Annotated in this window: 17 protein-coding genes and 1 pseudogene; 15 read left to right on the top strand and 3 right to left on the bottom strand. The window is 40.3% G+C overall.

The genetic code is table 11. The features are described from left to right. The first annotated feature begins 213 nt into the window (after positions 1-213). From NSQ66_RS18880 to NSQ66_RS18870, 3 genes are all read left to right on the top strand, one after another. Positions 214-1,122 (top strand): chitosanase, encoded by a 909-nt coding sequence (locus NSQ66_RS18880; protein WP_244886353.1) that lies wholly within the window; start codon positions 214-216, stop codon positions 1,120-1,122. A gap of 88 nt (positions 1,123-1,210) precedes the next feature. Next, positions 1,211-3,799 carry a metallophosphoesterase gene (locus NSQ66_RS18875; protein ID WP_076104946.1) on the top strand — a complete coding sequence of 863 codons (2,589 nt, stop codon included), beginning with the start codon at positions 1,211-1,213 and terminating at the stop codon, positions 3,797-3,799. Between the two features lie 1,160 nt (positions 3,800-4,959). After that, a complete protein-coding gene (locus NSQ66_RS18870) occupies positions 4,960-6,600 on the top strand; it encodes an alkaline phosphatase (protein WP_036688747.1) in 1,641 nt (546 codons plus the stop codon). A gap of 131 nt (positions 6,601-6,731) precedes the next feature. Here NSQ66_RS18870 and NSQ66_RS18865 read toward each other — a convergent pair whose 3' ends face one another. After that, positions 6,732-7,778, bottom strand: coding sequence for a DUF418 domain-containing protein (locus tag NSQ66_RS18865; RefSeq protein ID WP_076141036.1), 1,047 nt, complete (start codon positions 7,776-7,778; stop codon positions 6,732-6,734). Positions 7,779-7,962: 184 nt separating this feature from the next. Between NSQ66_RS18865 and NSQ66_RS18860 the strand changes: the two genes are divergently transcribed. The 4 genes from NSQ66_RS18860 to NSQ66_RS18845 all read left to right on the top strand — a co-directional run bounded on the left by NSQ66_RS18860 (position 7,963) and on the right by NSQ66_RS18845 (position 12,298). Then, positions 7,963-9,111: a VanZ family protein gene (locus tag NSQ66_RS18860; protein WP_076141035.1), complete on the top strand. Its 1,149-nt coding sequence runs from the start codon at positions 7,963-7,965 to the stop codon at positions 9,109-9,111. Positions 9,112-9,265: 154 nt separating this feature from the next. Next, positions 9,266-10,033 (top strand): ABC transporter ATP-binding protein, encoded by a 768-nt coding sequence (locus tag NSQ66_RS18855; protein WP_038572078.1) that lies wholly within the window; start codon positions 9,266-9,268, stop codon positions 10,031-10,033. Further along, the gene (locus tag NSQ66_RS18850; protein WP_076141034.1) at positions 10,020-11,939 is read left to right on the top strand and encodes an ABC transporter permease; all 1,920 of its coding nucleotides are present in this window, start codon (positions 10,020-10,022) and stop codon (positions 11,937-11,939) included. Before NSQ66_RS18855 ends, NSQ66_RS18850 begins: the two co-directional genes overlap by 14 nt. A 5-nt stretch (positions 11,940-11,944) precedes the next feature. Next, complete coding sequence (locus NSQ66_RS18845) at positions 11,945-12,298, top strand: YxeA family protein (RefSeq protein WP_076141033.1); 354 nt, start codon at positions 11,945-11,947, stop codon at positions 12,296-12,298. Positions 12,299-12,380: 82 nt separating this feature from the next. On the opposite strand, the gene NSQ66_RS18840 is transcribed toward NSQ66_RS18845, so the two are convergent. Both NSQ66_RS18840 and NSQ66_RS18835 read right to left on the bottom strand, forming a co-directional pair. Beyond that, positions 12,381-13,775 carry a HAMP domain-containing sensor histidine kinase gene (locus tag NSQ66_RS18840; RefSeq protein ID WP_076141032.1) on the bottom strand — a complete coding sequence of 465 codons (1,395 nt, stop codon included), beginning with the start codon at positions 13,773-13,775 and terminating at the stop codon, positions 12,381-12,383. Positions 13,776-13,781: 6 nt separating this feature from the next. After that, positions 13,782-14,483 carry a response regulator transcription factor gene (locus tag NSQ66_RS18835; RefSeq protein WP_076141031.1) on the bottom strand — a complete coding sequence of 234 codons (702 nt, stop codon included), beginning with the start codon at positions 14,481-14,483 and terminating at the stop codon, positions 13,782-13,784. A gap of 333 nt (positions 14,484-14,816) precedes the next feature. Between NSQ66_RS18835 and NSQ66_RS18830 the strand changes: the two are divergent. From NSQ66_RS18830 to NSQ66_RS18795, 8 genes and pseudogenes are all read left to right on the top strand, one after another. Next, positions 14,817-15,414, top strand: a pseudogene (locus NSQ66_RS18830) (MMPL family transporter); the annotation flags it as partial. Positions 15,415-15,719: 305 nt separating this feature from the next. After that, positions 15,720-16,583, top strand: coding sequence for a MurR/RpiR family transcriptional regulator (locus tag NSQ66_RS18825; RefSeq protein WP_036688728.1), 864 nt, complete (start codon positions 15,720-15,722; stop codon positions 16,581-16,583). A 572-nt stretch (positions 16,584-17,155) separates the two neighbouring features. After that, positions 17,156-18,061: an N-acetylmuramic acid 6-phosphate etherase gene (murQ, locus tag NSQ66_RS18820; RefSeq protein WP_076141028.1), complete on the top strand. Its 906-nt coding sequence runs from the start codon at positions 17,156-17,158 to the stop codon at positions 18,059-18,061. A gap of 57 nt (positions 18,062-18,118) precedes the next feature. Beyond that, positions 18,119-19,573 (top strand): extracellular solute-binding protein, encoded by a 1,455-nt coding sequence (locus tag NSQ66_RS18815; RefSeq protein ID WP_036688723.1) that lies wholly within the window; start codon positions 18,119-18,121, stop codon positions 19,571-19,573. A gap of 104 nt (positions 19,574-19,677) precedes the next feature. Continuing rightward, positions 19,678-20,580 (top strand): sugar ABC transporter permease, encoded by a 903-nt coding sequence (locus tag NSQ66_RS18810; RefSeq protein WP_036688721.1) that lies wholly within the window; start codon positions 19,678-19,680, stop codon positions 20,578-20,580. Positions 20,581-20,598: 18 nt separating this feature from the next. Then, positions 20,599-21,459, top strand: a complete 861-nt coding sequence (locus tag NSQ66_RS18805; RefSeq protein ID WP_036688719.1) for a carbohydrate ABC transporter permease — start codon at positions 20,599-20,601, stop codon at positions 21,457-21,459. Then, a complete protein-coding gene (locus NSQ66_RS18800) occupies positions 21,459-22,679 on the top strand; it encodes an anhydro-N-acetylmuramic acid kinase (RefSeq protein WP_076141027.1) in 1,221 nt (406 codons plus the stop codon). The genes NSQ66_RS18805 and NSQ66_RS18800 overlap by 1 nt, the downstream gene beginning before the upstream one ends. Continuing rightward, a complete protein-coding gene (locus tag NSQ66_RS18795; RefSeq protein WP_249267672.1) occupies positions 22,680-23,651 on the top strand; it encodes a GNAT family N-acetyltransferase in 972 nt (323 codons plus the stop codon). It abuts the gene before it with no gap.

Genomic DNA, 23,651 nt, shown 5'->3' with positions numbered 1-23,651 from the left:
TAGACTTAATCTATGGTTTGTAGCAACATATGTATAAAAATTAATAAATACAAGAAAATACGTGCTGTTTGGACAAACTTTTTGAGATAAGCTTGAACTGAATTACCAAGTGTTGGTAAAAGGAGGGCTGTCATGCTCAGATGGGTTGGGGATAAGGTTCACTGCCGCTAAAAGTTAAAGCGCTTAAACTATTCAATTAAAGGAGAGATTGCGGTGCTAAATTCAACGAAGAGTAAGGTTTCCAAGAAGATGAAATTTTCATTGATGATTCTGCTCAGTTTTTCAATGATTTTTTCTTATGGCTGTCTGTCCAAAACATCTCAACAGAAAAGTTATGCGGCAGGGAACCCTGATTCTAACTTCTCACCGGCAACACTTCAATTCTTGCGTGACAACACAGGACTGGATGGTGAGCAGTGGAACAATATTATGATGCTTGTCAACAAACCGGAGCAGGACGATCTGAACTGGATCGATTTTTACGGATATTGTGAAGATATTGATGATGACCGCGGGTATACGATTGGAATATTTGGTGCAACTACAGGCGGCTCAAATGATACCGGTCCTGACGGTCCGGATCTGTTCAAGGCATATGACGCTGCTAAAGGCGCGAGTAATCCTTCGGTTAAAGGTGCATTGGCCCGGATCGGTGTTAAGGGTTCGATGAAAGGGAAGATCCTCGAGATCAATGAAAGCGAAGAGAGCTTCTGTAGAAAAATCGGCAATTTGCAAGATGATCCCGAGTGGAGAGAGGCTATGTGGAAAACGTTCTACAATATCTATATTAAATACAGTGTGGAGCAGGCCCGCAAACGCGGCTTTAACTCGGCATTAACTATTGGTTCCTTCGTGGATGCAGCGCTGAACCATGGAGCTACCGGCGGCTCCGAGACCCTTCAAGGGCTTTTGGGTAAATCCGGAAGCAGCACGGATGAGAAGACTTTCATGACCAAATTTTATAAAGAACGGACCAAGATTGTGGATACTAATGAGTACAACTCTCCGCCTAACGGCAAGAACCGTGTGAAGCAGTGGAGCAATTTGCTGAACATGGGAGAGACAGACCTGAAAGGTGCAGATTCGGCAATTCTTCAAGTCACCGACTGGGAACTCCAATAACAGGAATGTAAGGGCAGTAGAACCACCGTTCTTCTCGGTGACTGCGGTTCGATGATAAGTGAGATTAAGGAAGAGGGAGATGGGCTGAATGGATAACAACCAATCTTATCTCAAAAATAGATTTTACAAGGTAATCAGTCTAATGGTTATAGGTTTGCTGCTTGCCATGGAGTTGACCGGGTTTGTCTCAGCAGGAAGAGAGGGAAATGAGGAAGATCTTGCAAGCGAAGCAACTGCAGTTCAGGAAACGATTGCCCAGTGGATTTTTAAAGACAAAGGCGAGAACGGTGTATTTCCGGCTACAGGCGGGGTATATCAGACGGCTTCATCCATTCGTGATGTAGGAACTAATACGAATGCGTACACCTATGAGTCAGGTGAGAACAGCGTACGCAACCAGGGGTGGCATGAAGGAACGGGCCTGAAATACTGGCTTGCCACGCTTTCTACCAAAGGTTTCGAAGGTATCTTCCTCTCTTCACAGCAAACTTCTTCAAGTACAGGACCCAGGGATTTTAAGGTGCAATACAGTATAGATCAACAGGAATGGACAGATGTTACGGGCGGCAACCTTGTTTTAGCCCAGAACAATTTTAATTGTTCCAATAATTCCTGCAAATTAACTAACCTCGCTTTGCCTGCGGGAACAAACAATCAAGATGTACTCTATATCCGCTGGGTGGTAAACTCTGCGAAAAGTGTAAGCGGGGGAACGGTGTCCAGCTCAGGCTCAAGCAGAATCAAAGATGTGATAATTAAAGGAACACGCAGCAGCGGCGAACCTGGGGACACTCCCACACTTGAGGTAAGCAAAACTCCCGCTTCAGGGGCTGCAGATGTTTCCCTTAACGCAGAGATCACAGTGAAGTTTAACAAAGCGATCAGTCTCGACAGTGGTTATCAAGTTGTAATCACGGAAAACAATCTCCCTCTTAATAACATTTCTGCTTCGCTCCTCGGTCAAGACACAGTCAGAGTCAGCCACCCTAATTTTACTGCCGGCAAAACTTACAACGTGACCGTCCCTAAAGAGCTTGTTAAGGGGACTGCGGATGGCCGGACACCTGAGAACGATATTACCTGGAGCTTTAAGACAAAGTCTCCGGATACCGGCATCAAAACACCAACGCTGCTGAACATGACTTTTAACGGGGACCCAAAGACAAGTATCGCCTTTGACTGGTATACAGCCGAAACCGTCAGAGGTACAGTAGTGCAAGTAGTGGAGGCCTCCAATGCGGGAGGAAGCGAGTTTCCGGAACAACTGGCAGCTTCTTATGAGGGCAGCTCAACAGTTATTGAAACCTTAATGACATCAGGAGACAGAAGTTCTCAAAAGTATAAAAAGTTCGCCAGCCACAAGGTTATTGCAAGCGGTCTTAAGCCTGGAACCCAATATATCTACCGGGCCGGTAACGGTGATGCGGACGGCTGGAGCGAGGCGGGTTCTTTTACCACGGACAAGGCGGATAATCAGGATTTCCATTTCCTCTATGTAACCGACACCCAAGGCTCAAGTAAATCGAATTTTGATCTGTGGCAGGATACTTTTAAGAGAGCTATTGAGAAAACGGTAGATCCCAAGTTTGTTCTTCTTACAGGGGATCTAACGGATGACGGTGATCTGGAGCAGCTGTGGCAGTGGTTCTTGGGTGTGCCGAAAAAGGAATTTGCCAATGTGCCATTTGCACCGATTATCGGCAACCATGAGATAGAAGATTATCCGAATAACAACTTCTATAACCATTTTAATCTTCCAAAAGATGTCGGGACGGGTGCTCATGACGGTTCGGTATATGCTTTCGAATACGGCGATGCCCTGTTTATGCAGATCAATTCCCAGTACGAAGGGGAGGTCAAGCCATACAAAGCGGATATTCAGTTCACCAAACAATTGGAATGGATGCGGAATCAGGTGGCAAAGACCGATAAAAAGTGGAAATTCGTCTCGATGCATAAGGGAGCGTATTCTTCAGGGGATAATGCTTCGGCAGAAAGCGACCGGGTAGAATTTTACCGGAAATATCTGATTCCTGTATTGGATGAGCTGGGTGTGGACATGGTTTTTGAAGGTCATGACCATATGTATATGAGGTCTTTTCAAATGCTGAACAACGTTCCGATTAAGAATGTCATTACCGATGAGCAAGGAAATGTGCTGAATCCCAAAGGGACCGTATATCTAATGGGCAACTCGGCAGCTTCGAAATTCTATGCTATTAATCCAGATGCAGACACTTTTTTTGCAGCAAAAAACGATCAGCCCAACAAGAAAATGTTCGTGGATGTTTCCATTACAAGCGACGTGCTGAAATTCACATCCTACACAGCAGTTAAAGATAAACCCCTTGCCGTCTATGATGCTTACAGTATTAAACGGACTGATGTCAAACCCGGCATTGTCCAAAATCCAAGCGCAGTAAGACAGTCAGGGAACCGTGCAGTTCTTTCTTGGAAAGCGCCAGCAAATAGTTCTGAGCCGGTGCGAGGTTACCGGATTTACGAGAAAAATGATAAAGTCAGCACAAACTGGAGCGTGTATGTACCGACGGTAAGCGGTCAGACGAGTTACAGCTATACATTAAACGGCATAGATTCTGCTAAAGCCTACAATTTCGTTATTAAAGCAGTGGGGACAAGAAATAACTCGCTTCCAGCAGAGGCAGGAATACAATGAAAGGATAGAGGAAGCGTTGACGGAGCTTAGGCATCCGTTAACGCCTTTTTTTAGTTGTTGAAGCTGTCCATTCCTCCTACGGTAACTCCTCAGAAAGATAGCCTCACTTTTTACCAGATCATGATTCATTGCGCATTGGCGTGACTTTTGTTCCTTTTAACGGCATAACCTCTGCATTGGTACCTTCAAAATATAACGGCAGTCCTTCTGCCAGGATAGTCAAGAGGGTTTGGGTTGGGTCCTACGAAACCTAGAATGGGGATGATAAATTTAAGTGCCATCCATTCATAGACACCAGGTAAGCCGTGAATCAAAAATACGCAGATCCATGACAGTAAAGCTGCAGCCAAAATTGTACTACCTAAATACCCGAATGCTTGAATTATTCTTTTCATATTCGCACCTAACGTATAAGAAAGTGTCTAATAGTTAGAAGAATATAACTGTAAAAATCACTTCAATTGCTAACATATCCGAGGCTCGATACGGTTATTTGGATAATACCACCATAGGGAAATCTGAAAAACAAACATTTGTACAACTGTATTTGTCTTGTACCGTTCTTTGAAGTTAGTAATAAACTATATCAATCTCAGAAAAGGAGTTGATTTAGTTGGCTAACAGTGATATACGTCTTACTCTTTGGTCGGGTACTAATTTTACCAATCGTCGGATTCGATTCAGACGTGGAGGAGTTGCGGTTCGTGATCTTGGAGCGTTTCGGTTTAACAACGTTCTCTCGAGTTTCCGTCTCAGAAATGTTGTGGAAAGCTCTCAAGTAACGCTTGTGCTTTTTTCGCGAATTAACTTTCAGGGATCGTTCCGTGTGTTCCGTGGCAGCCAAAACGTAGCGAACTTGAATAATTTTAACTTTAACAATGTCACATCTTCGTTGATATTGGTAGGACGTATCCTTACAAGCTCCGAAATTTCCCAAATTCAAAGTACCGGTAGAGCGCCTCGAGATGTCCTCGTAATAAGACAATAATAATGCAAAGGGGGCCCCTAGGGCGCCCCTTTTTTACAAATATCAGTAGCACAGGTCAAGACAAAATATGCATAGAATTTAATATAAAATAAGAGAATAGGTGCTGCTCCCGCAAACAATCCTCCTTTAAACTAGTAACGTACTTAACAAAATCTGCTAGAGGAGGATTCAAATGCGCAAAAAGGTTATCGGGAGAATTTGCAGTACAGTTATGATTTGCAGTCTGCTTGCAGCAGGCAACGGAACGACCTACGCCGATGGCGCCAATAACTCTGATGCTCCTACCAACAAATCGGTCAAAAACGTAATCCTGTTTATTACGGATGGGATGAGCTTATCCGATGTGAACTTGGCCAGATGGTATCAGGGAGGGCAGGCGCTTGCGATGGATAAGTATTTCAGCGGGCTGGTGAGAACATATTCTACGGATTCACTGACCACAGATTCCGCTGCGGGAGCTACGGCTTATGCTACAGGCCATAAGGTTAAGAGTGAGACGGTATCCATACTTCCAGACCGAATAACGATGCCTTTCATAAGCGCAGTTAAGCCAGAGGACGTGAACAAACCTCTGCCTACCCTTATGGATGCAGCGAGAATGGCAGGGAAAAGTACAGGAACGGTATTCACTTGTGAATTAACGGATGCGACGCCGGCTACATTTTTAAGTCATGCATACACGCGTGACAATGCGCAGTCTATTGCAGAACAGATGGTCTATAGTGGTGTAGATGTTCTACTTGGGGGTGGTTCCGGGTATTTGGTACCCGGCAAAGAAGACATTAACCGCAAGGACGGAGAAGATTTAACCAAAGTTCTGAAATCAAATGGGTATGAATACGTAACGGATAAAGCAGGGTTAATGAATTCTAAAACGAATAAAATCTGGGGTCTCTTCAACCCCGAAGCACTGGATGCTGATTTTGACCTGAACCCGCAAAAGCAACCGAGCCTTGCTGAAATGACCAAAGTAGCGATAGAGAAGTTGTCGCAGAACGAGAACGGTTTTATTCTGATGGTCGAAGCAAGCCAGATTGACTGGTATGGTCATGATAACGATCCAGTGGGTATTATGAGTGAGACCTTAGCGTTTGATAAAGCCTTTAAAGCCGCTGTTGACTTTGCAGAAAAAGATGGCAATACAGCAGTCTTATCGGTTTCGGATCATGCTACCGGCGGGCTCAATATGACGAACTATGATTCTACCAAAGACCTAATCTCCGTGCTGAAGAAAGCGAAGCATACCAGTTATTACATTGAAGGCAGTATTAATGAGAGCAATTTCAAAAAGGTCCTTGCAGATCATTATGGACTTAGTGATCTAACCAAAGAAGAAGCAGATCAAGTCAGATTGGGAATGCAGGATAACCTTTCGCCGGTCATCGGTAAAATTTTGGGGGATAAAATAGGTGTAACCTTCTCTACGGATGATCACACATCGGAAGAAGTTGGCTTATTCGCGTACCATCCGGCTAATTTTAAACCGACTGATTTCGTGAACAGCGGTGTAATCCAGAATACGGATGTGAATAAGTATATTCAAGAAGTGACCGGACTCAATCTGGCGCAGCTTCAGGATACACTGTACGTATCCAGTGATAAATTCAAGGCCAAAGGAGCTACGATTACCCTAGATAAGACTGATAAGAATAATCCGGTGGTTGTAGTGAAAAAAGCAGGCCAAGTTCTCAAGCTGCCTATAGATAAAAATATCGCCATACAGGATGGCAAAACAACGAAACTAAATGTGCTGACGGTAATGATTAAAGATAAAGTGTGGATTTCGCAGGATGCTTTGGACTTGATTCTCTGATTCTTAATGTTCATGTTGTGATCTGTCGGATAAAAGTTAAAGCGCTTAAACTTGAGAACCCCTTTTTATAAGGGGTTTTTGGGTTGGAAAAATAAATTCCGACTTGCATTAAGAGGAGGAAAGTGAAGTTTTTATCGTTTTGTTGCAGGCTTTTTTCCATAGGTCATCAAGCGCCAAACCTTTTCTAAGGGTCCCATGGAAAAGAACTTGAACCAGATGGTACTAAAAATGATTTGAATAAAATAAATCAGAACTGCGATGTAGAGAATATCTTTCGGTGAAACGACTTCGAGACCTATCATTGAAATGATTGCCGTCCCTATAATGCTTTGTGCTACATAATTTGTAAACGCCATTTGACCCACCCGTGATATGGGTTTCAGGAATTTCACCATTTGTTTATTTTCTAATAGTAGAAATAATGTTGTTAAGTAGAACAAAGTGGTTGGGAGAGATCCTAAGCCCGTAACTGAATCTACATTGCTGCTCCCACTTTGAGAAGCGTTCCAAATCCATAGTGAAAAACCAATGAACAACAGAAATGATACCATTTGAATTCCTCTAATTGGTTTAGACAATTCTTGTATGTGTGTCAGCCAACCTGACTTTGCGGTTAAAAAACCAGCTAAAAACATAATAAAGATTTGTATAGCATCATTAGAAAAAATATCAAGGATAGATGATATAACCCCTAGAGTGGGTAGAAATATTTTTGCCACCAAGGAAATGATGTAAATGGATGTCATACCTATCAGCCATTTTTTAAGTGTAGAAACCGTTGAGTGATAAAAAGGGATCAGAAACAATCCGATAATGGCGTATGCGGGCAGAATGGTTCCCCAAAAGATAAATACATGAATGATTCCCAGCAGCAAAAGGATTAGTAAACGTCTAGCCATACGCCATCTGGGTTTATCTCCCCGGCTTTCGGCTCTTGAGGCGAAAATGTATAGACCTACACCAAATAGAAAGGAAAAAATAGAAAAGAACTTTTTTTGTACGAAGATGATTATCAAGCTATGGATGATTCCATTAATGCCACTATAGTCTGGTAAGGGATCTCCTTCCATAATAACTTTAAAGGCTCCAACATTTATAAGCAGAATGCCGAAAAGAGCAAGTCCGCGAATGATGTCGAGTGAAATGATTCTTTCTTTTTGCGAAATGGAGGGATTCATTAATAGTGCTCCTTTGAAAATATTTTTATTTGCTTAGGAGTTAGTATAAGTTGCGAACCTTACATTAAATTGATGCCAACATTACAGGATCCTTAAATTTGATAAAATGTTCCAACTCCAGTTGAATTAGAATCAGTTTTATGGTTAATATGAATACTAAATCATTTTGGGGTGTGAACTAGAAATGTCAGCATATACTCAACCGATCTTTGTGGCAGCGATCTTTTTTGTGGTTTTAGCATTTGCCTTATTTATCCCATGGCTCATTTATACCTATAGAAAATATAATTACCTTCCCTTTTCTACCACGTTAGTTTCGTTTTCGTTTATCTTTTACTTTCTAGCAGCGTTATTTTTAGTATTGTTGCCGTTGCCGGAAATACGTAATACTTGTTCTCTTCAAAAACCGGGCACACAACATTATTCACTTATGCCATTTCAATTTATAGTGGGCACCTTTGGCAATAGTGGCATCGTGTTATCACAGCCAGCTACTTATAGACTGTTATTTAGCCAACCCTCATTCTATCAAGCTTTTTTTAATTTCTTGCTATTATTACCTTTTGGTGTTTATCTGCGTTACTTTTTTCATGATAAAAAATATTGGAAGAAAGCTCTAGGCTTCACGTTCCTATTAACTTTATTTTATGAGATAACACAGGTAACCGGTATTTACGGGATTTATAATTGCCCTTATCGTATTTTTGATGTGGATGATTTATTGTTAAATACTTCTGGCGGAGTACTGGGGTTCTTTATTGCTCCAGCCGTGTTGGCGTTATTCCCATCAAAAAAGAAAATTAAGGAGAAAGCAGAAAGATTATTAGCTCTTGATGAAGTAAGAGGGATGTCTGTGTTACTGGCTGTTATTATTGATCTATTTATCAGCAACCTAGTAGTTAAAGTTGTGTTGAGTATGACCAACGTTAATATGGTTAGTGAATTTATTGCGAGCACAATTACACTTTCTGTAACCTTTTTTATTATTCCGATAATTTGGAATGGATCGACAATCGGTACGAAAATAATGCGTTATCGCTATGACAGTAAAATAAGTCGAGTGGAAACTAACAAGCGATTATTTAAACGCTTTGGTGCCATTTACGCGATGTACTTCATAACAGTCATTGCGAATATTTTGAATAATGTGGAACTATCAATGGATTCTCCATTTTATAAGGCATCTATATTCTTAACGCTAGGTGCTGGATTGACCTCCATTATTTTAACGATCGTGTTGTTCATCCATATTGTCTTAGTCGTGTTTGGCAAACAAAAACGCCGCTTTTACTTTGATGAAGCTTCTGATTTATATACAACCAGAAAAAAATGAATGCTATTCAATAGCAAAGGGATACTCCGTAGTCTTAAATGGCTACAGGGTATCCCTTTTTTTGTAGATTTAAGCTTGTTGTAAGGTTGGCATGAATTTGCTGTAAGGTTCGGTGCCTATAGTATAAGTATCAGCAAATTATGAGGTGAAATGAATGGAACCATTATTAAAAGTAGAAAACGTAAAAAAAGTGTACGGGAAGTTAAGTGCTGCTTACACAGCGTTGGAAAACGTGTCTTTTGACATTCATGAAGGTGAGTTTGTAGGGATTATGGGACCTTCCGGAGCGGGAAAATCAACCTTGCTAAATTTGTTAGCAACCATAGATTCTCCAACAGAAGGAAAGATATATATGAAGAACAAGAGTATTCATGATCTGAAGGAAGCAGCTTTGTCAGACTTCCGGCGTGAACATCTCGGGTTCATCTTTCAAGATTACAATTTACTCGATTCCTTGACGGTAAAGGAGAACATATTGCTTCCCCTGGCGATTGCTAAAATTCCAGCGAAGAAAATTAATCACCTCGTGACTCAGATCTCTAAAGTATTTGGGATTGAAGATTTACTGGGGAAATATCCTTACCAAATCTCTGGGGGTCAAAAGCAAAGAACCGCTGCGGCTAGAGCGCTCGTGACAGAGCCAGCACTGATTTTGGCTGATGAACCAACAGGTGCACTTGACTCTAAATCAGCAACAGATTTATTGGAAAGCTTAAGTACTTTAAATGAAAATAACAATTCGACCATTATGATGGTAACCCATGATGCCTTTGCCGCAAGCTTCTGCCGCCGGATTATTTTCATCAAAGATGGTTCGTTTTCAACAGAAATCTATCGTCGTGATCAGACACGCAAAGCCTTCTTCCAAGAGATCTTAGATGTTCATGCGGCCATTGGGGGTGAGGTAGATGACGTTATTTAGTCTAGCAAGAAAAAATATAGCCAGAAATTTCTCGCAATATTTTTTATACATTGCATCGATGGTGTTTAGTATCATCATTTACTTTACATTTGTGACCTTAAAATATAGTGATACGATAGCAGAACAGACGGCTTCATCCCAAAAACTGGGTTCCCTAATGAGTGGCGCGGCAGTCATTCTTATCTTTTTCGTGTTCATATTTATAGCTTATTCCAATTCATTTTTTATGAAAAAACGTAAAAAAGAAGTCGCACTGTATGCGTTGCTGGGGGTACGTAATCGTCAAATAGGTTTTATGCTCTTTTTTGAAAATTTGTTATTAGGATTATTCTCTTTAATAGTAGGGATTGTATTTGGCTTCCTCTGTTCAAAAGGATTTATGACGATTTTGATTCATTTAATGGGTTATGACGTTGTAGCACCCTTTACATTTTCAATGGCGGCAGCGATGAACACGGCTATCGTATTTCTAGTTATATTCTTAGTGACATCATTTCAAGGCTACCGCTTGATCTATCAATTTAAGCTGATTGATTTATTTCATGCTTCCAAAAAGGGAGAAGTGGCGCCTAAACCATCTATGATAGTAGCTGTTCTTGGAGTGTTACTTATTGTCTTGGGCTATTGGCTTGCAATGCAGGACCTTTTCACTTCTAAGGTATGGGCAAAAATCGGATTTCTCATGACCGTATTAATTATTTTAACAACGGTAATTGTGGGTACATTTTTATTGTTCCACAGTGTGACTGGCTTTGTGTTAGCAATGATTAAGAAAAATGAAAAGTGGCTGTGGAAAGGCCTTCATGTAATAACCATATCGCAGCTGCTCTATCGTATCCGTGGGAATGCACGTACATTAACTGTGATTGCTGTGTTGAGTGCTACAACAGTAACTGCCGGTGGAGCGGTCTATAGCCTGTATTACAATACGAATGACTCGGCAAAAACGATTAATCCGAATACCTTTATGTATCAATCAACAGATGCAGAAATGGATAAACAAGTAAATGCTGTACTGCCAGCTACAAAATATGATGAAAATATCGATGCGCTATCCATTACGTTTCATACAAAAGAATTAAACTCACCATCCTCGTTCGATAGCTCTGATAAAAGAGGGTATACAGTTATCGATGAAAAAACATACAACAACTTAGCAAATGTACAGCATAGAGAAAAATTAAATGTAAAGGATGGTTACGCGGTTATTTTAGATATCGGATATGACAAAAGGTTCTCACCTATGTATACAGGAAAAACTATAACAACAGGCAACGGCCATCCACTCACATTCCAAAGCTTTAAAACACAAACCGTATTGAATGCAGGCACAGCAGGTATAACAGTTGTAGTCTCGGATGAACAGTATAAAGTATTACGGAATGATGGAGAAGTGCTACGCTATCGTGTTCTTGGGATAGAGGATGCCTCTGTGGATTTATCTGCAAAAATCGCAAACCATTTGCCTGAAGAAGCGCCATTTTCCAGTAGGCCTCAAGATTACCAAACAAGCTTGGAAAGTGTGGGTTCTCTACTTTTTATAGGAAGTTTCCTTGGGCTCGTATTTCTGGCTGCAACAGGCAGTATCATTTACTTTAAAGTTTTAACAGAGGCAGAAGAGGATAAAGCACAGTACAATATGCTGCATAAAATGGGTGTCAGTGCAAAAGAAATGCAGAAATCCATTGCGTCACAGGTATTCGTTATCTTTGTTGTACCGCTTATAGTAGGGTTATTGCATAGTGTAGTGGCTTTAAAAGCATTCTCTAGTCTACTGATGATAGATTTAGCAAAGCCAGTGTTGCTCTGGATGATTGCTTATACCGTAATTTACGGGTTGTATTATTTCTTAACCGTAGCTTCATACAATCGTATTATCACACTAAATAATAGAACAGAAGGATGATTGAGATGAAAAAATTTCTAACCACTATGGGTATTTTGTTTGTTATTGGGGTTGTAGGTGTCTTTGCTCTAGCAAAGATTGATTTCAATCGCATGAATGCCGAAAATTACTATTTACAAATTACAGAGGATGGGGAACCCCATGAATATAAACTGAGTGATGGTACAGTGATGACTTCCTATTCGTATACACTAGAGGCTACAAATGCTAAAGGTAATACAATTCCACTGGAATTTAATGCACAAAAAAATCTTCGTAAAGGCGCCTACTTAAAAATGTATGTAAAAAAAGGTGATCAAGTCTCCTCATATGATGAAGTGAAAGTAGAGGATATTCCGCTAAAAGCAATAAAAAACTAATAAATTGAAGAAGGGCTGTCTCCAATAAAGGTAATGGAGCACAGCCCTTTTCTCTGCCTAATGAGTAAGTAAGGCATTTGTATTATAAAAGTATAGTAATGGTGGTTCCGGTATTTTCAATGCTCGTCATATCGAGGTTCCCCTCATGAGCCCAAATAATGTCTCTTGCGATGGCCATTCCTAAACCAGTACCATGCTTGCTGGTTGTATTTGTACCCCGATAGTAGCGTTCGAAAACCTGTTCCAGATCTTTAGTTGGAATACCCTGACCATTATCAGAAATCGAAATTTGGGTATGACATTCGGGACCTGTATCCACTCGAATCTTCACCACGACATTTTCATCGTTATGCACCAGCGCGTTGTAGATCAAGTTAAGGATCGCTCGTTTTAGTAACTTTTTATCTACTTTATGCATTGCTTTAGCCACATTCGCCTCAAACTCTATCTGCCGTTCACCAAAGGTCGGGTCATTTAAAAGTTCAATCGTCATTTCTCGTAGAAACTGAACGAGATTCACCTCTTCAAATTGCAGGGATAGCTGGTGATTACGTAAACGTGTTGTTAAATTGAGGTCATCTAACAGATCTTTCATATACATCGATTTACTTTTGATAATTGACGTGTATTCCTGTAATTCTTGGGCTGTTAAATCTGTGGCACTGTCGTTAATAAATTCTGCATAACCTTGAATAGAAGCAAGTGGTGTTTTCATGTCATGTGAAACATTGCTAATCCATTCCTCACGCATTTGATCGAGACGTTTACGCTCCTCTTCATGCCGATCGAGCTTTTCAGATAGTTCATTCATATTACGAAAAACATCTTCATAAACACCTTTGGGAGTAGGCATTTTCTTAAAACGTCGTTCCCTGAGCTGTTGAATACCCTCTATTAATGTATGAAGGGGTGCAGTTAACTTTTTCCCAAATAGAAATCCAATGATGATTACAATAAGCACATCAACGATTAAAAAAATGGAAAGAAAAACATTAACATCTTTGAAAATTTTAGCGTAGTCATAGGTCATTACGTAGCGGCCTATTTTAGGATTATTAATCCCTAAAAAGTAACTGAAATTTTGGGCTTCGCTGACAAAAACCGTCGTGCGTGCATCTAATTCTTTATATTTATACATTTGGACAATTTCAATAGGAGAATACTCTGTTTTCAATTCTTCAGGGGTATAAAAGGCTGCTGCTTGCTCCCCTTGGTCATTCAAGAATTGTACCCAGGCGCTCATTTCTTGTAGTTTTTTGAGACCTTCTTCGTTCACAACAGGTTTGCCAGCCTGTAGTTCTACGTATTGTGAAAAGGTTCGGCTAAAGGTTTCTGCAGATGCTTCTTCAGTGCCAAAGTTATTATTATTTACCTTTATAAAGAATAGGGAAAGGAACAAAATCGCGTTTACAATACCAACGATCACAACAATAGTCATAACCGATCTTAGAAAGCGGAGTGTCAATTTCCATTTCAACTAGGCTCACTCCTTGGTATTTAATTTATAACCTAACCCTTTAACCGTCAAAATAAAGGTAGGATTTGAAGGGTCGGCCTCAATTTTTTCGCGTAATCGCCGAATATGTACCATCACTGTATTATCGGAACCAAAAAAGTCCTCACCCCACACCTGTCCAAACAAGGTTTCTTTGCTTAGAATCTGATTGGGATGATGCATAAAACAGCTCATTAAACCGACTTCTTTGGCGGTTAGCACGAGGACCTCGCCATTCTTTTTTAATTCTGTCTCATTGGCACTAAGCTCAAAGGGGCCAGCTTGTAAGCTTTTCGGAGCCTTTTTTTCTTCTGTAAAGCCAGCTCTTCTCAGTTGTGCCTTTACCCGATAAGCGACTTCTTTCGGACTGAACGGTTTAGTAATATAATCATCGCCACCTATCGCCAGTCCTAACAGCTTATTAATTTCCTCGTCTTTTGCAGACATAAATAAGATGGGTGCATTTGATGTTTCCCGAATTTTTCTGCATAAGTCATATCCTTCTCCATCTGGGAGCATAATATCTAGCAATATAAGCTCAGGATTATACTCCTGGAACTTGTCCCAACCCTCTGCAACGGTCCCGGCAGTTACAACGTCTGGAACACCTTCTTTATGTAAAACAGCCTTCATTAGACGCGCTAAATCATCTTCATCGTCTATGATTAATACCCATTTACGACTTGCCATTTATTTCCCTCCAAATCCGTCTTTATGTACATTATTACATTATAAAGGACTCTTTATTTCTTGCGCAAAAAAATCGCAAAAGAAAGGCTTGCATGAAGATGGGGATTACATAGACGAACATAGCAAAGCAATATTCGGTGATTTATTAAAAATTCATTCTAGATATAGCCAAATCAGGTAAGGAGGAGAAATTGTTACGCCCCCTGCCTTCCATGGCATTGATCTGCACTGTATATAGCCCTTTGAAGAAGTTCGCTAAAATGATGGAAGAAGGTGAGTTACTGTATTCGCTTGAGCTCGAAGAAGAACTTGCAGACAGCTTTTGGAATGCCATTAGATGGCAGCGACTTGCAGGTGCAAGCAGCCTTAACAGGAACAACTGCAACCAATGCTGATTTGCAGAATATTTCACAGGATGACTTTGTACGTACAGCCGTGATTATGCTGGTCGGAATCATAATTGTGCCAATAGTCATTACGCGCTCTGTGTCCAGCTCTCTGTTCATTATTGCTTCCTTGGTGCTAGAGTACTTACTTCTCTTGGAATCAGTGAAATCTTGAGCTGGATCGTTCCATTTTTCAGCTTCATTATGATTACAGCCCTAGGCGTTGATTACAGCATATTCCTGATGATGCGGTATAACGAACTTGAAGGGGATGTTGGATCGAGAATTGAGTGGCATCACGTTATATGGTTGGTGTAGTATTGTCTGCTGCCTTTATTCTAGGAGGTACCTGCGCCGCGTTGATTCCTTCGGGCGTAATGACACTTTTACAGGTAGCATTCGTAATAATCATTGCACTATGATTACTAAGTGTAGCGGCCATGCCGGTGTTCTTGACTGCATTAAAGCAGCTTGCTAGCAAATTAAATGGTTCAAGCAACGGTGCTACATCAAAGAATGTAGTTGACAAATCGAGTCATATTTAGAGGGCAGTAAAATTTAAAAATACATGCGTATTACGTATGCTGAGAACAATAGAAAGAATCTTCGGGGACCTTTGTGGTCCCTTGTTTCACCATATCAGAAAGTATATAATTATCGACTATACCTTACAACTTTATTACGCTATAATCAACGTAAAGTCACCAGATGACCTAAGAGTAGGATGATTTTAATAGATTAATTAATATTAGCTTTTGATATGCCGAAACGTATTTTGTTATTGTAATAGGTTGTTTATATTGTTTATGATATTAATAAAGGTGTTAATTAAATCTAGAGTAGGTAGATTATGAGTCTAAATGACAACGTATTAATTAAAATTCGTGATATGCGAGAGAGTTATACACCAGTTGAACGATTGGTCGGAGATTACATTTTAGAAAATACGGAAGAGATCCCTCATTTGTCGATTAAGGAATTGGCTCAATCGAGTAAGACAAGTGATGCATCTGTCCTTCGTTTCTGTAAGACGATGGGTTACAGCGGATACCGCAATTTTATTGTGAGTATATCGGCATCTTTGGGTTCTCGTGATGAGGATTCAAAGGCTCAATATACTGATATTCAGCCAGGTGATGATCTCTCGACAATTATATCAAATATTTCATTGAATAATTGCAAGTCCATTGAGGATACGCTTAGCGTTATTGATCGAAAAGAAATTACAAGAGCTGTAGAATTACTATGTCATAGTAAGCGAATTGTTTTCTTTGGAATAGGTGCTTCGGGACTCGTTTGTATGGACGGGGAACAGAAGTTCTCGCGAATTAATAAGATGTGTCATGCCTATACAGATGGTCATAGTCAGCTCACGGCAGCAACTTTACTTGAGAAAGATGATGTTGCCATTTTCATTTCTAACTCTGGAGCAACTAGTGATATTATTGATGCACTGGAAATTGCCCAAAAGAATAGAGCGAAATGTATTGCGATTACGAAGTACAATAAAAGTGAGCTTGCGGAGCGGGCGGATATTGTATTGAGCATATCCACACCTGAAATAACAATCCGCAGTGGGGCTATGGGCTCGCGTATTGCGATGCTTACGATCATCGACATATTATTTGCTGGTGTCGCAAGTGCTGAATATGAAGAAGTAAAAACCTACTTAACAAAAACGCATAATATATTAAAGAAAAAACTTAGAAATTAGGTTCTGATAGAATGAATGTGGAGGAAAGCATTGATCATGGATCAATGCTTTCTTTTTTTGTATTTCATTCACTTATTCGTGTACTAAAATGTACTACTTATCAATCTATGTCAGATTATCTACATGATGAATACGTTGATCTAATGAATATAATAAGTAGTTTAATTCAATAATTAATAGCTTGGCACACAATTATGAGGAAGAAAATGAATGGAATCGAAGACGAAACATCATCCGGTTGAACACGGATGATGTAACTTTATGTTTCGTTTGGAGCAATAATCAGCAAATAATACATTTTTTTAAATCGCTTTAACCTTAGAGCCATAGCGATCAAAGCAATTGTTAAAAATTTAAATTGCATCTTGTAAGCGCTTTATAAATGTGGTATAACATAGTATGTAAGAAATGAAATAAAACATCAGAAATTAATTTCTTAGTGAAATTATATTTCAAAATCTATTGACGAAGCGATGGTGTTGTATTAGTATAAGAACATAATAATTGTAAGTTAATCTAACACGTTTTGTTAATTAAATGACAGATTAAGGCTGGGAAGAAGGAGGATGGCTATGAATGACTACCTTGCGGGATTGACAACAGAGGCTGTGAATCCAGACACATTAATGATTGATGAATGTACTACGGAAGAAATGATCCAGTTAATGAATCAACAAGATGCACTGGTCCCCAGAGCTATAGCTGAGGAGATTCCGCAGATTGCAAAGGCGGTAGATATTCTACATCATAGGTTGTCTAATGGTGGAAGAATGTTTTACATAGGAGCTGGCTCATCAGGAAGATTAGGTGTTCTGGATGCTTCCGAATGTCCTCCTACCTTTGGTACAGATCCTTCCTTGGTGCAGGGCTATATTGCTGGTGGTGATATTGCTTTGCGTACTGCGGTTGAAGGCTGTGAAGACGATATGGATGAAGGGATCGCATTAATCGAAAGCATTGGTGTAACAAACAAAGATGTACTTATTGGGATTTCGGCAAGCGGTAGTGCAAACTACGTTATTGCAGCTTTAGCGAAAGCAAAGGAACTTGGAGCAGCCACTATCGGTGTTTGTAACAACAGAGGCTCAAAGTTCGAACCCATTGTAGATGTTTGTATAACACCTGTTGTAGGACCTGAGGTCATTAGCGGTTCGACTCGATTAAAGGCAGGAACTGCTCAAAAGTTGGTGCTTAATATGCTGACAACATGCACAATGGTCAAGTTAGGAAAAACGTACAACAACTTGATGGTTGATCTGAAGGCTAGTAATTTTAAGCTCGTAGATCGCTCGATTCGTATCATCATGAACACGACTGGTGTAGATACATCAACCGCCGAAGAAACACTTGAAAAAGCATCTATGAACTGTAAGCTGGCAATTATGATGATTAAATCGGGGTTAGATGCAAAAGAAGCAGAACAAGTACTTAACGCAAACGGAGGACGCTTGAAACAGGCAATCGCATCATTGGTCTAGGTGAGAAAAGTGAAATAACAGGATGGATGCTATTAATAATTGAGGAGGCTGTTTTCGATGAAAAAAAGATCACGTGGATTAACTCTGTTTTTGTCAGGAATCATGATGGTATCACTATTATCGGCTTGCGGAGGAAACGGAAATAACGCTCCAGCTTCTACAGATTCCGGTAACACAGGAACTAGTAACGGTGGTTCTGAGCCTAAAAAGGATACGATTACAGCGCTTTTACCTCCGATATCAGCGAACTATCAAACACGTTTTGCTGATATGGAAAAAGAATTTAATACACTACATCCTAACTTGACTTTGAAAATCGAGCCAGCGAGCTGGGAAGATATGACGCAAAAACTTGATACTCAAGTAAATGCAGGTTCTCCTCCAGATATTGCTTTTATCGGTGCTTCAGGAATTTCGAAATATGCAGCACTTAATGTACTAATCGACCTTAACGGTGCCCTTTCTGATGAAGCCAAGGCAGATTATGACGAAGTTCCATTGAAATATTTCCAACTAGGTGACGCTCAATACGGCCTACCAGCGTATATGGAAATCCACACTATCGGTGGTAACAAACAATTCCTTGAAGAAGCCGGAATTGATTGGAAAAGCATTCAACAAAACGGTTGGACTTATGAAGAGTTCCGTAATGCAATTTCTAAAGGCGTAGTGAAAAATGATAAAGGTGAAACTACTCGTTATGGTTTCGTGTTCGCAACATCTGGTGTAGCATCTAAAGACTATCTAGCTATTCTTGCTAAAACTGCTGGTTTACCAGATTACTTCGATAAAGATCTTAAATATACGTATACAAGCAAAAACTTCTTGGGGCTACTTACATCTATTCGCGAAATGATCAACGATGGTTCTATGCCTAAAGAGCTAAGCTCTATCGATGCTGGTAAACGGTGGAACATGTTCCTAACGGGTCAAACGATGATTACAGGTAAAGGTTTATCTGCATTTGAAAACTCTGCTCGTCTAAACAATGAGAAGATTAAAGCGAACGATGGTTCAGCTGTTGCAGATTCTATTGAAGTTGATTATATTTCACTTCCAGTCCCAACATTCAACGGTGCCGATTATGTCCCTACTTCAATCGTTGATGGTTATATCGCACTTCGTGGTAAAAAAGCTCCATCTGAAGAGCACATCAAAAATATTGCCCTAGCAACGAATTTCTTGTCTTCTGGTTCAATTGCTGCTAACTACAGTAATGAGCTGTTCTTATCACCAATTACTGAATCTGCACGTAATGCAGAAGTACTTGAAAAATTCCCTCGTAACGAAGATAACGTTGCTGCAGGTAAAGCTATGATGGCAAAAGCGCTTCCGGCTCGTACAGATATTCCTACTGATCTGGCTGCTGAAGCATTAAAAATTGAAACAGAAGTTATTATTCCTAAACTACAAGCCTTACTTGCAAATGAGATTGCTCCACAAGAAATGTATGATGCAGTTAAAGCAGCTGCAATTAAATCTTTCGGTAAAGATGGTATTGTAGTTGACTAGTCTGTCGTAGGCTGACATGTGAAAGCTGTGCGTAGCTAGAACGTACAGCTTTCCTTCTAAATTAGCTAGAGCTTGTACTGTTTTTAGAAGAGAGGTGCGACCCAATGAATCAAACGTTGACTAAAAGAAAAAAATTGAAACTCGAAAGTGACTCAGGTTGGGGATACGCGTTTATCGCAGTAGCACTTATTGCGTTTTCTTTATTTACCGCATATCCAGTCATCAATGCTTTTATTATCAGCTTACAAAAATATGGTCCATTAGGATCCACTTTTGTCGGCGTGGATAACTTCGTTAACTCTTTTTCAGATGAACTTTTCTGGAAAGCGCTGAAAAATACGTTAGTATATACGCTATTAACTGTTCCGTTTAATATTCTTCTATCATTTTTAATTTCAATTTTGATTATTCCTTTCAAGAAAAAAACACAAACGATCTTTAAAGCACTATATTACTTGCCAGCCGTAGCATCTGGTGTAGCGCTTTCTGTTGTGTGGCTGTGGATCTTCGATCCGTTAAAATCAGGTATTGCCAATAAGCTCGTGAGTTTTTTAGGTATTGAAAATCAAAACTGGCTTGGTTCCAGTGCAACTGCAATGTTCTCACTTGTATTAATGTCATGGTTATCAAGTCATGGTACAGCAATTATTATTTATATAGCCGCATTACTCGCTATTGATAACAGCTATTATGAAGCAGCTGAAATTGATGGCGCGTCTTTCCTGCAAAAGCTTTGGTTTATCGTTGTCCCTTTCCTTAAGCCAACAACGCTATTCCTACTTGTTACTGGTGTTATCGGTTCCTTCCAAGTATTCCAAAACGCTTATCTTATGACAGGCGGTGGACCAGACCATGCAACAACAATGGTAGGTTTGTTAATCTTTAACAATGCGTTCACATATTTTGAGTTTGGTGAGGCAGCGGCACAATCATTAGTTCTAGCAGCGATTATCGGATTTATCTCATTCCTTCAATTCAAGTTTATAGGTAAAGATGTAGAATACTAGGAAAAGGAGCAGAATACTATGGGTTTGTACAACAATAGCTTAAGAAGCAAAGGGTATCTGTTTATACGTAATGGTGCAAACATTACGTTCCTTATCCTATTTGCCGCAGCTACCATATTCCCGATATACTTTATGGTCATCTCCTCGTTCGGTGATCCGGTAGAAGCTGGTGCAATGAGCTATTCTATCCTACCATCGAAGATTTCATTTGAATCTTATAAATTCTTCTTTAACTTCAGCCCACATACATGGGACTGGTTATTGAACTCCTTTATAGTGGCAGCGTGTATCACGGTATCTAACGTATTTTTTGCTACACTTGCTGGATATGCTTTTGCAAAAATGAAATTTAAAGGGAAAAACATTTTGTTCGCTATTTTGCTGGGATCTATGATGATTCCTGTTCAAGTCACTCAGGTTCCACTATATATTTTGATCGTAAACATTTTTGAATTACAAAATACGTACACAGCGTTGATTATGCCGAGCATAGTAACGGTATACAATATCTTCTTGGTTAAGCAGTTCATGTCCTCCATTCCAGGTGAAATTATTGAATCTGCTAAAATCGAAGGTTGTTCCCAGCCTAAAATCTTCTGGTATATCATTATGCCTCTATCTAAAACAATTATGGCAGTACTAGCAATCCTAACGTTCATGGCGGCATGGAATGACTTTTTCTGGCCGTTCCTAGTAACGAATACGATGGATATGCAAACCATTCAGGTCGGCTTGAAAAACTTTCGCTTTGCGAATACAACTTACTTTGCACCGATGATGGCGGGGGCAACCATTTCAGCAGTTCCAATGTTTATTTTGTTCTTCAGTTTACAAAAATACTTCCTTGAAGGGGTAACAGTTGGAGCGGTGAAAGGTTAATGGACAAACAATCAAAAGTTGATGCAACATACTTAGTTGGCTTGATGTCAGGTACATCAGTAGATGGTATTGATGCAGCAGTAGTTAAGCTTTTCCCATCAGCCGAAAAAGAGCATGGAGTAGAGATTGAATTACTGGCTTTTGAAAACACACCTTTTGAGGTGCAAGTTAGAAACTCCATATTTGAGCTTTTTGATCCCGCTAGCGCTACGATTGATAAGGTTGGCGCAATGAATATGTGGCTTGGCGAATTATACGCCCAAGCCACATTATCCGTTATAGGGAAATGCGGCCTTTCGCACTCGCAAATATTCGCAGTAGGATCACATGGTCAAACAATCTATCATGCTCCGGAAGAGAATGTTATGGGCGGCTATAATCTGCATTGTACTGTTCAGATTGGGGATGGTGCAGTTATCGCCAATCGCACAGGAATTCCTTGCGTATCAGACTTTCGAGTTGCTGACATGGCAATGGGTGGACAAGGAGCTCCGTTAGTACCATTTACCGAATACTTATTGTTTAACAATCCAGAGAAAACAATTCTGATGCAAAATATTGGCGGAATAGGCAATGTGACTGTTTTGCCTGTAAATGCCTCACCGGATGAGGTATTTGCTTTTGATACGGGTCCTGGAAATATGATTATCGATGGCCTTGTATCGCAATTATTTGCACCAATGACCATGGATGTTGATGGCGAAATTGGTGCGGGCGGTCAAGTGATTGATGAGCTATTGAAATGGATGCAGCAGGATAAATATTATACGATGCCGTTACCAAAATCGACAGGCAGAGAACGGTTTGGCCAACAATACGTGGCACAAATTATTGAAATGATGAAGGTTAATCACTGGAAAGCGGAAGATGTTGTTGCAACAGCTACGTACTTAACTGCCTGGAGCATCGTCGATAGCTATGAACGGTATATTGCACCGCAGCATCAGGCTGAGCAATTGTTAATTGGCGGCGGTGGAAGCTATAACAAGACGCTTTTGCGTGATTTACAACACTTATTTGCACCGCATAACGTGCAGGTGCTGACGCAGGAGGATATCGGTGGTAATAGTGATGCTAAGGAAGCAATTGCTTTTGCTCTGCTAGCGTATTACACGATGGAGCGCTTACCAAACAATATCCCGCTAGTAACTGGAGCTTCACAGCCAGTAGTAATGGGCAAAATTTCCTGGCCCTATATTGGACGTTCACAGGAGGCTTAAATGATGCAAATCAGAACCTTTTCAATTGAAGATCACTCTGCAGTTGTAGAGCTTTGGAATCGTGAGGCTACAAAATATGATTATAAGCCATTTACAGAGCGAGAGTTTCAAGATACATTCATCGACCATCCTTATTTTGACGCTGACTGTATATGGGTAGGCTGTGACGAAAAAGGGATTGTTGGTTTTGCAGCTGGCTGCTGCGGTGACGATCTCCCTCTTGGAGATGTGGCGGGTTATATTACGAGTGTTATTATAGATACCCATGTGGCTTCTCTGGAGTTTTACGATGCTTTTCTATTGCGTTTAGAAAAAAGATTCCAAGAACTTGGGAAAAGACAAGCGGATGTATTGTTTTTCAACCCTGTTAAGCTGAAGTGGAGTATACCAAGTGCACCTCAGCATGAGCATAATAATGCCCCGGGCATCAGTAAGGACCAGCCATTATATGAAGCTTTAATTGCTAGAGGCTACGAAGATCGAGCGAGGCAATGCGGCATGTATTTAAGACTCGGAAGCTTTATAGTTCCCGAAGATATTTTAGATAAGGAAACCAATGCAAATAGCAAGGACTATTACATTACTTCCTATGTCCCTGATTTACATACAGGGCTTGAAGCAACGCTTGCTGCCCTGCAAAATCCGCAGTGGAAGAAGGATGTTGTTACTTATGTGAAGGTTGGCGCACCACTTGTAGTAGCTGTGTACGGCAACGAGGTTGTGGGCTTTGCGGGTCCAATTATTTCGCAGCCTGATGGAAGAGCATTTTTTTGCGGTATCGGAGTGCACCCAGAGCATGAGGGTCATGGCCTTGGCAGTGTATTATTTTTCAGAATGGTTGAAGCTTTTCAAAATGTGGGCTGTCAATATATCTCTCTATTCACTGGAAATAATAATCCGGCTCTTCGAATCTATCAAAAAGCGGGCTTTACTATTGAAAAACAATTTTCTATATTGCGGAGGGAACTTTAA

This window comes from Paenibacillus sp. FSL H3-0329 (assembly GCF_037963285.1).
GTDB lineage: Bacteria > Bacillota > Bacilli > Paenibacillales > Paenibacillaceae > Paenibacillus_AQ > Paenibacillus_AQ odorifer.
The sequence above is the reverse complement of the archived record's forward strand: the minus strand, read 5'-3'. Positions and strand labels throughout refer to the sequence as shown.

Excerpts from the sequence above, each read along its gene's own strand:
- NSQ66_RS18795 (WP_249267672.1), top strand. The coding sequence starts at position 22,680 with ATGATGCAAATCAGAACCTTTTCAATTGAAGATCACTCTGCAGTTGTA.
- NSQ66_RS18855 (WP_038572078.1), top strand. The coding sequence starts at position 9,266 with ATGGAACCATTATTAAAAGTAGAAAACGTAAAAAAAGTGTACGGGAAG.
- murQ (WP_076141028.1), top strand. The coding sequence starts at position 17,156 with ATGAATGACTACCTTGCGGGATTGACAACAGAGGCTGTGAATCCAGAC.
- NSQ66_RS18810 (WP_036688721.1), top strand. The coding sequence starts at position 19,678 with ATGAATCAAACGTTGACTAAAAGAAAAAAATTGAAACTCGAAAGTGAC.
- NSQ66_RS18835 (WP_076141031.1), bottom strand. The coding sequence starts at position 14,483 with ATGGCAAGTCGTAAATGGGTATTAATCATAGACGATGAAGATGATTTA.
- NSQ66_RS18825 (WP_036688728.1), top strand. The coding sequence starts at position 15,720 with ATGAGTCTAAATGACAACGTATTAATTAAAATTCGTGATATGCGAGAG.
- NSQ66_RS18870 (WP_036688747.1), top strand. The coding sequence starts at position 4,960 with ATGCGCAAAAAGGTTATCGGGAGAATTTGCAGTACAGTTATGATTTGC.
- NSQ66_RS18805 (WP_036688719.1), top strand. The coding sequence starts at position 20,599 with ATGGGTTTGTACAACAATAGCTTAAGAAGCAAAGGGTATCTGTTTATA.
- NSQ66_RS18860 (WP_076141035.1), top strand. The coding sequence starts at position 7,963 with ATGTCAGCATATACTCAACCGATCTTTGTGGCAGCGATCTTTTTTGTG.
- NSQ66_RS18845 (WP_076141033.1), top strand. The coding sequence starts at position 11,945 with ATGAAAAAATTTCTAACCACTATGGGTATTTTGTTTGTTATTGGGGTT.
- NSQ66_RS18865 (WP_076141036.1), bottom strand. The coding sequence starts at position 7,778 with ATGAATCCCTCCATTTCGCAAAAAGAAAGAATCATTTCACTCGACATC.
- NSQ66_RS18875 (WP_076104946.1), top strand. The coding sequence starts at position 1,211 with ATGGATAACAACCAATCTTATCTCAAAAATAGATTTTACAAGGTAATC.
- NSQ66_RS18800 (WP_076141027.1), top strand. The coding sequence starts at position 21,459 with ATGGACAAACAATCAAAAGTTGATGCAACATACTTAGTTGGCTTGATG.
- NSQ66_RS18815 (WP_036688723.1), top strand. The coding sequence starts at position 18,119 with ATGAAAAAAAGATCACGTGGATTAACTCTGTTTTTGTCAGGAATCATG.
- NSQ66_RS18850 (WP_076141034.1), top strand. The coding sequence starts at position 10,020 with ATGACGTTATTTAGTCTAGCAAGAAAAAATATAGCCAGAAATTTCTCG.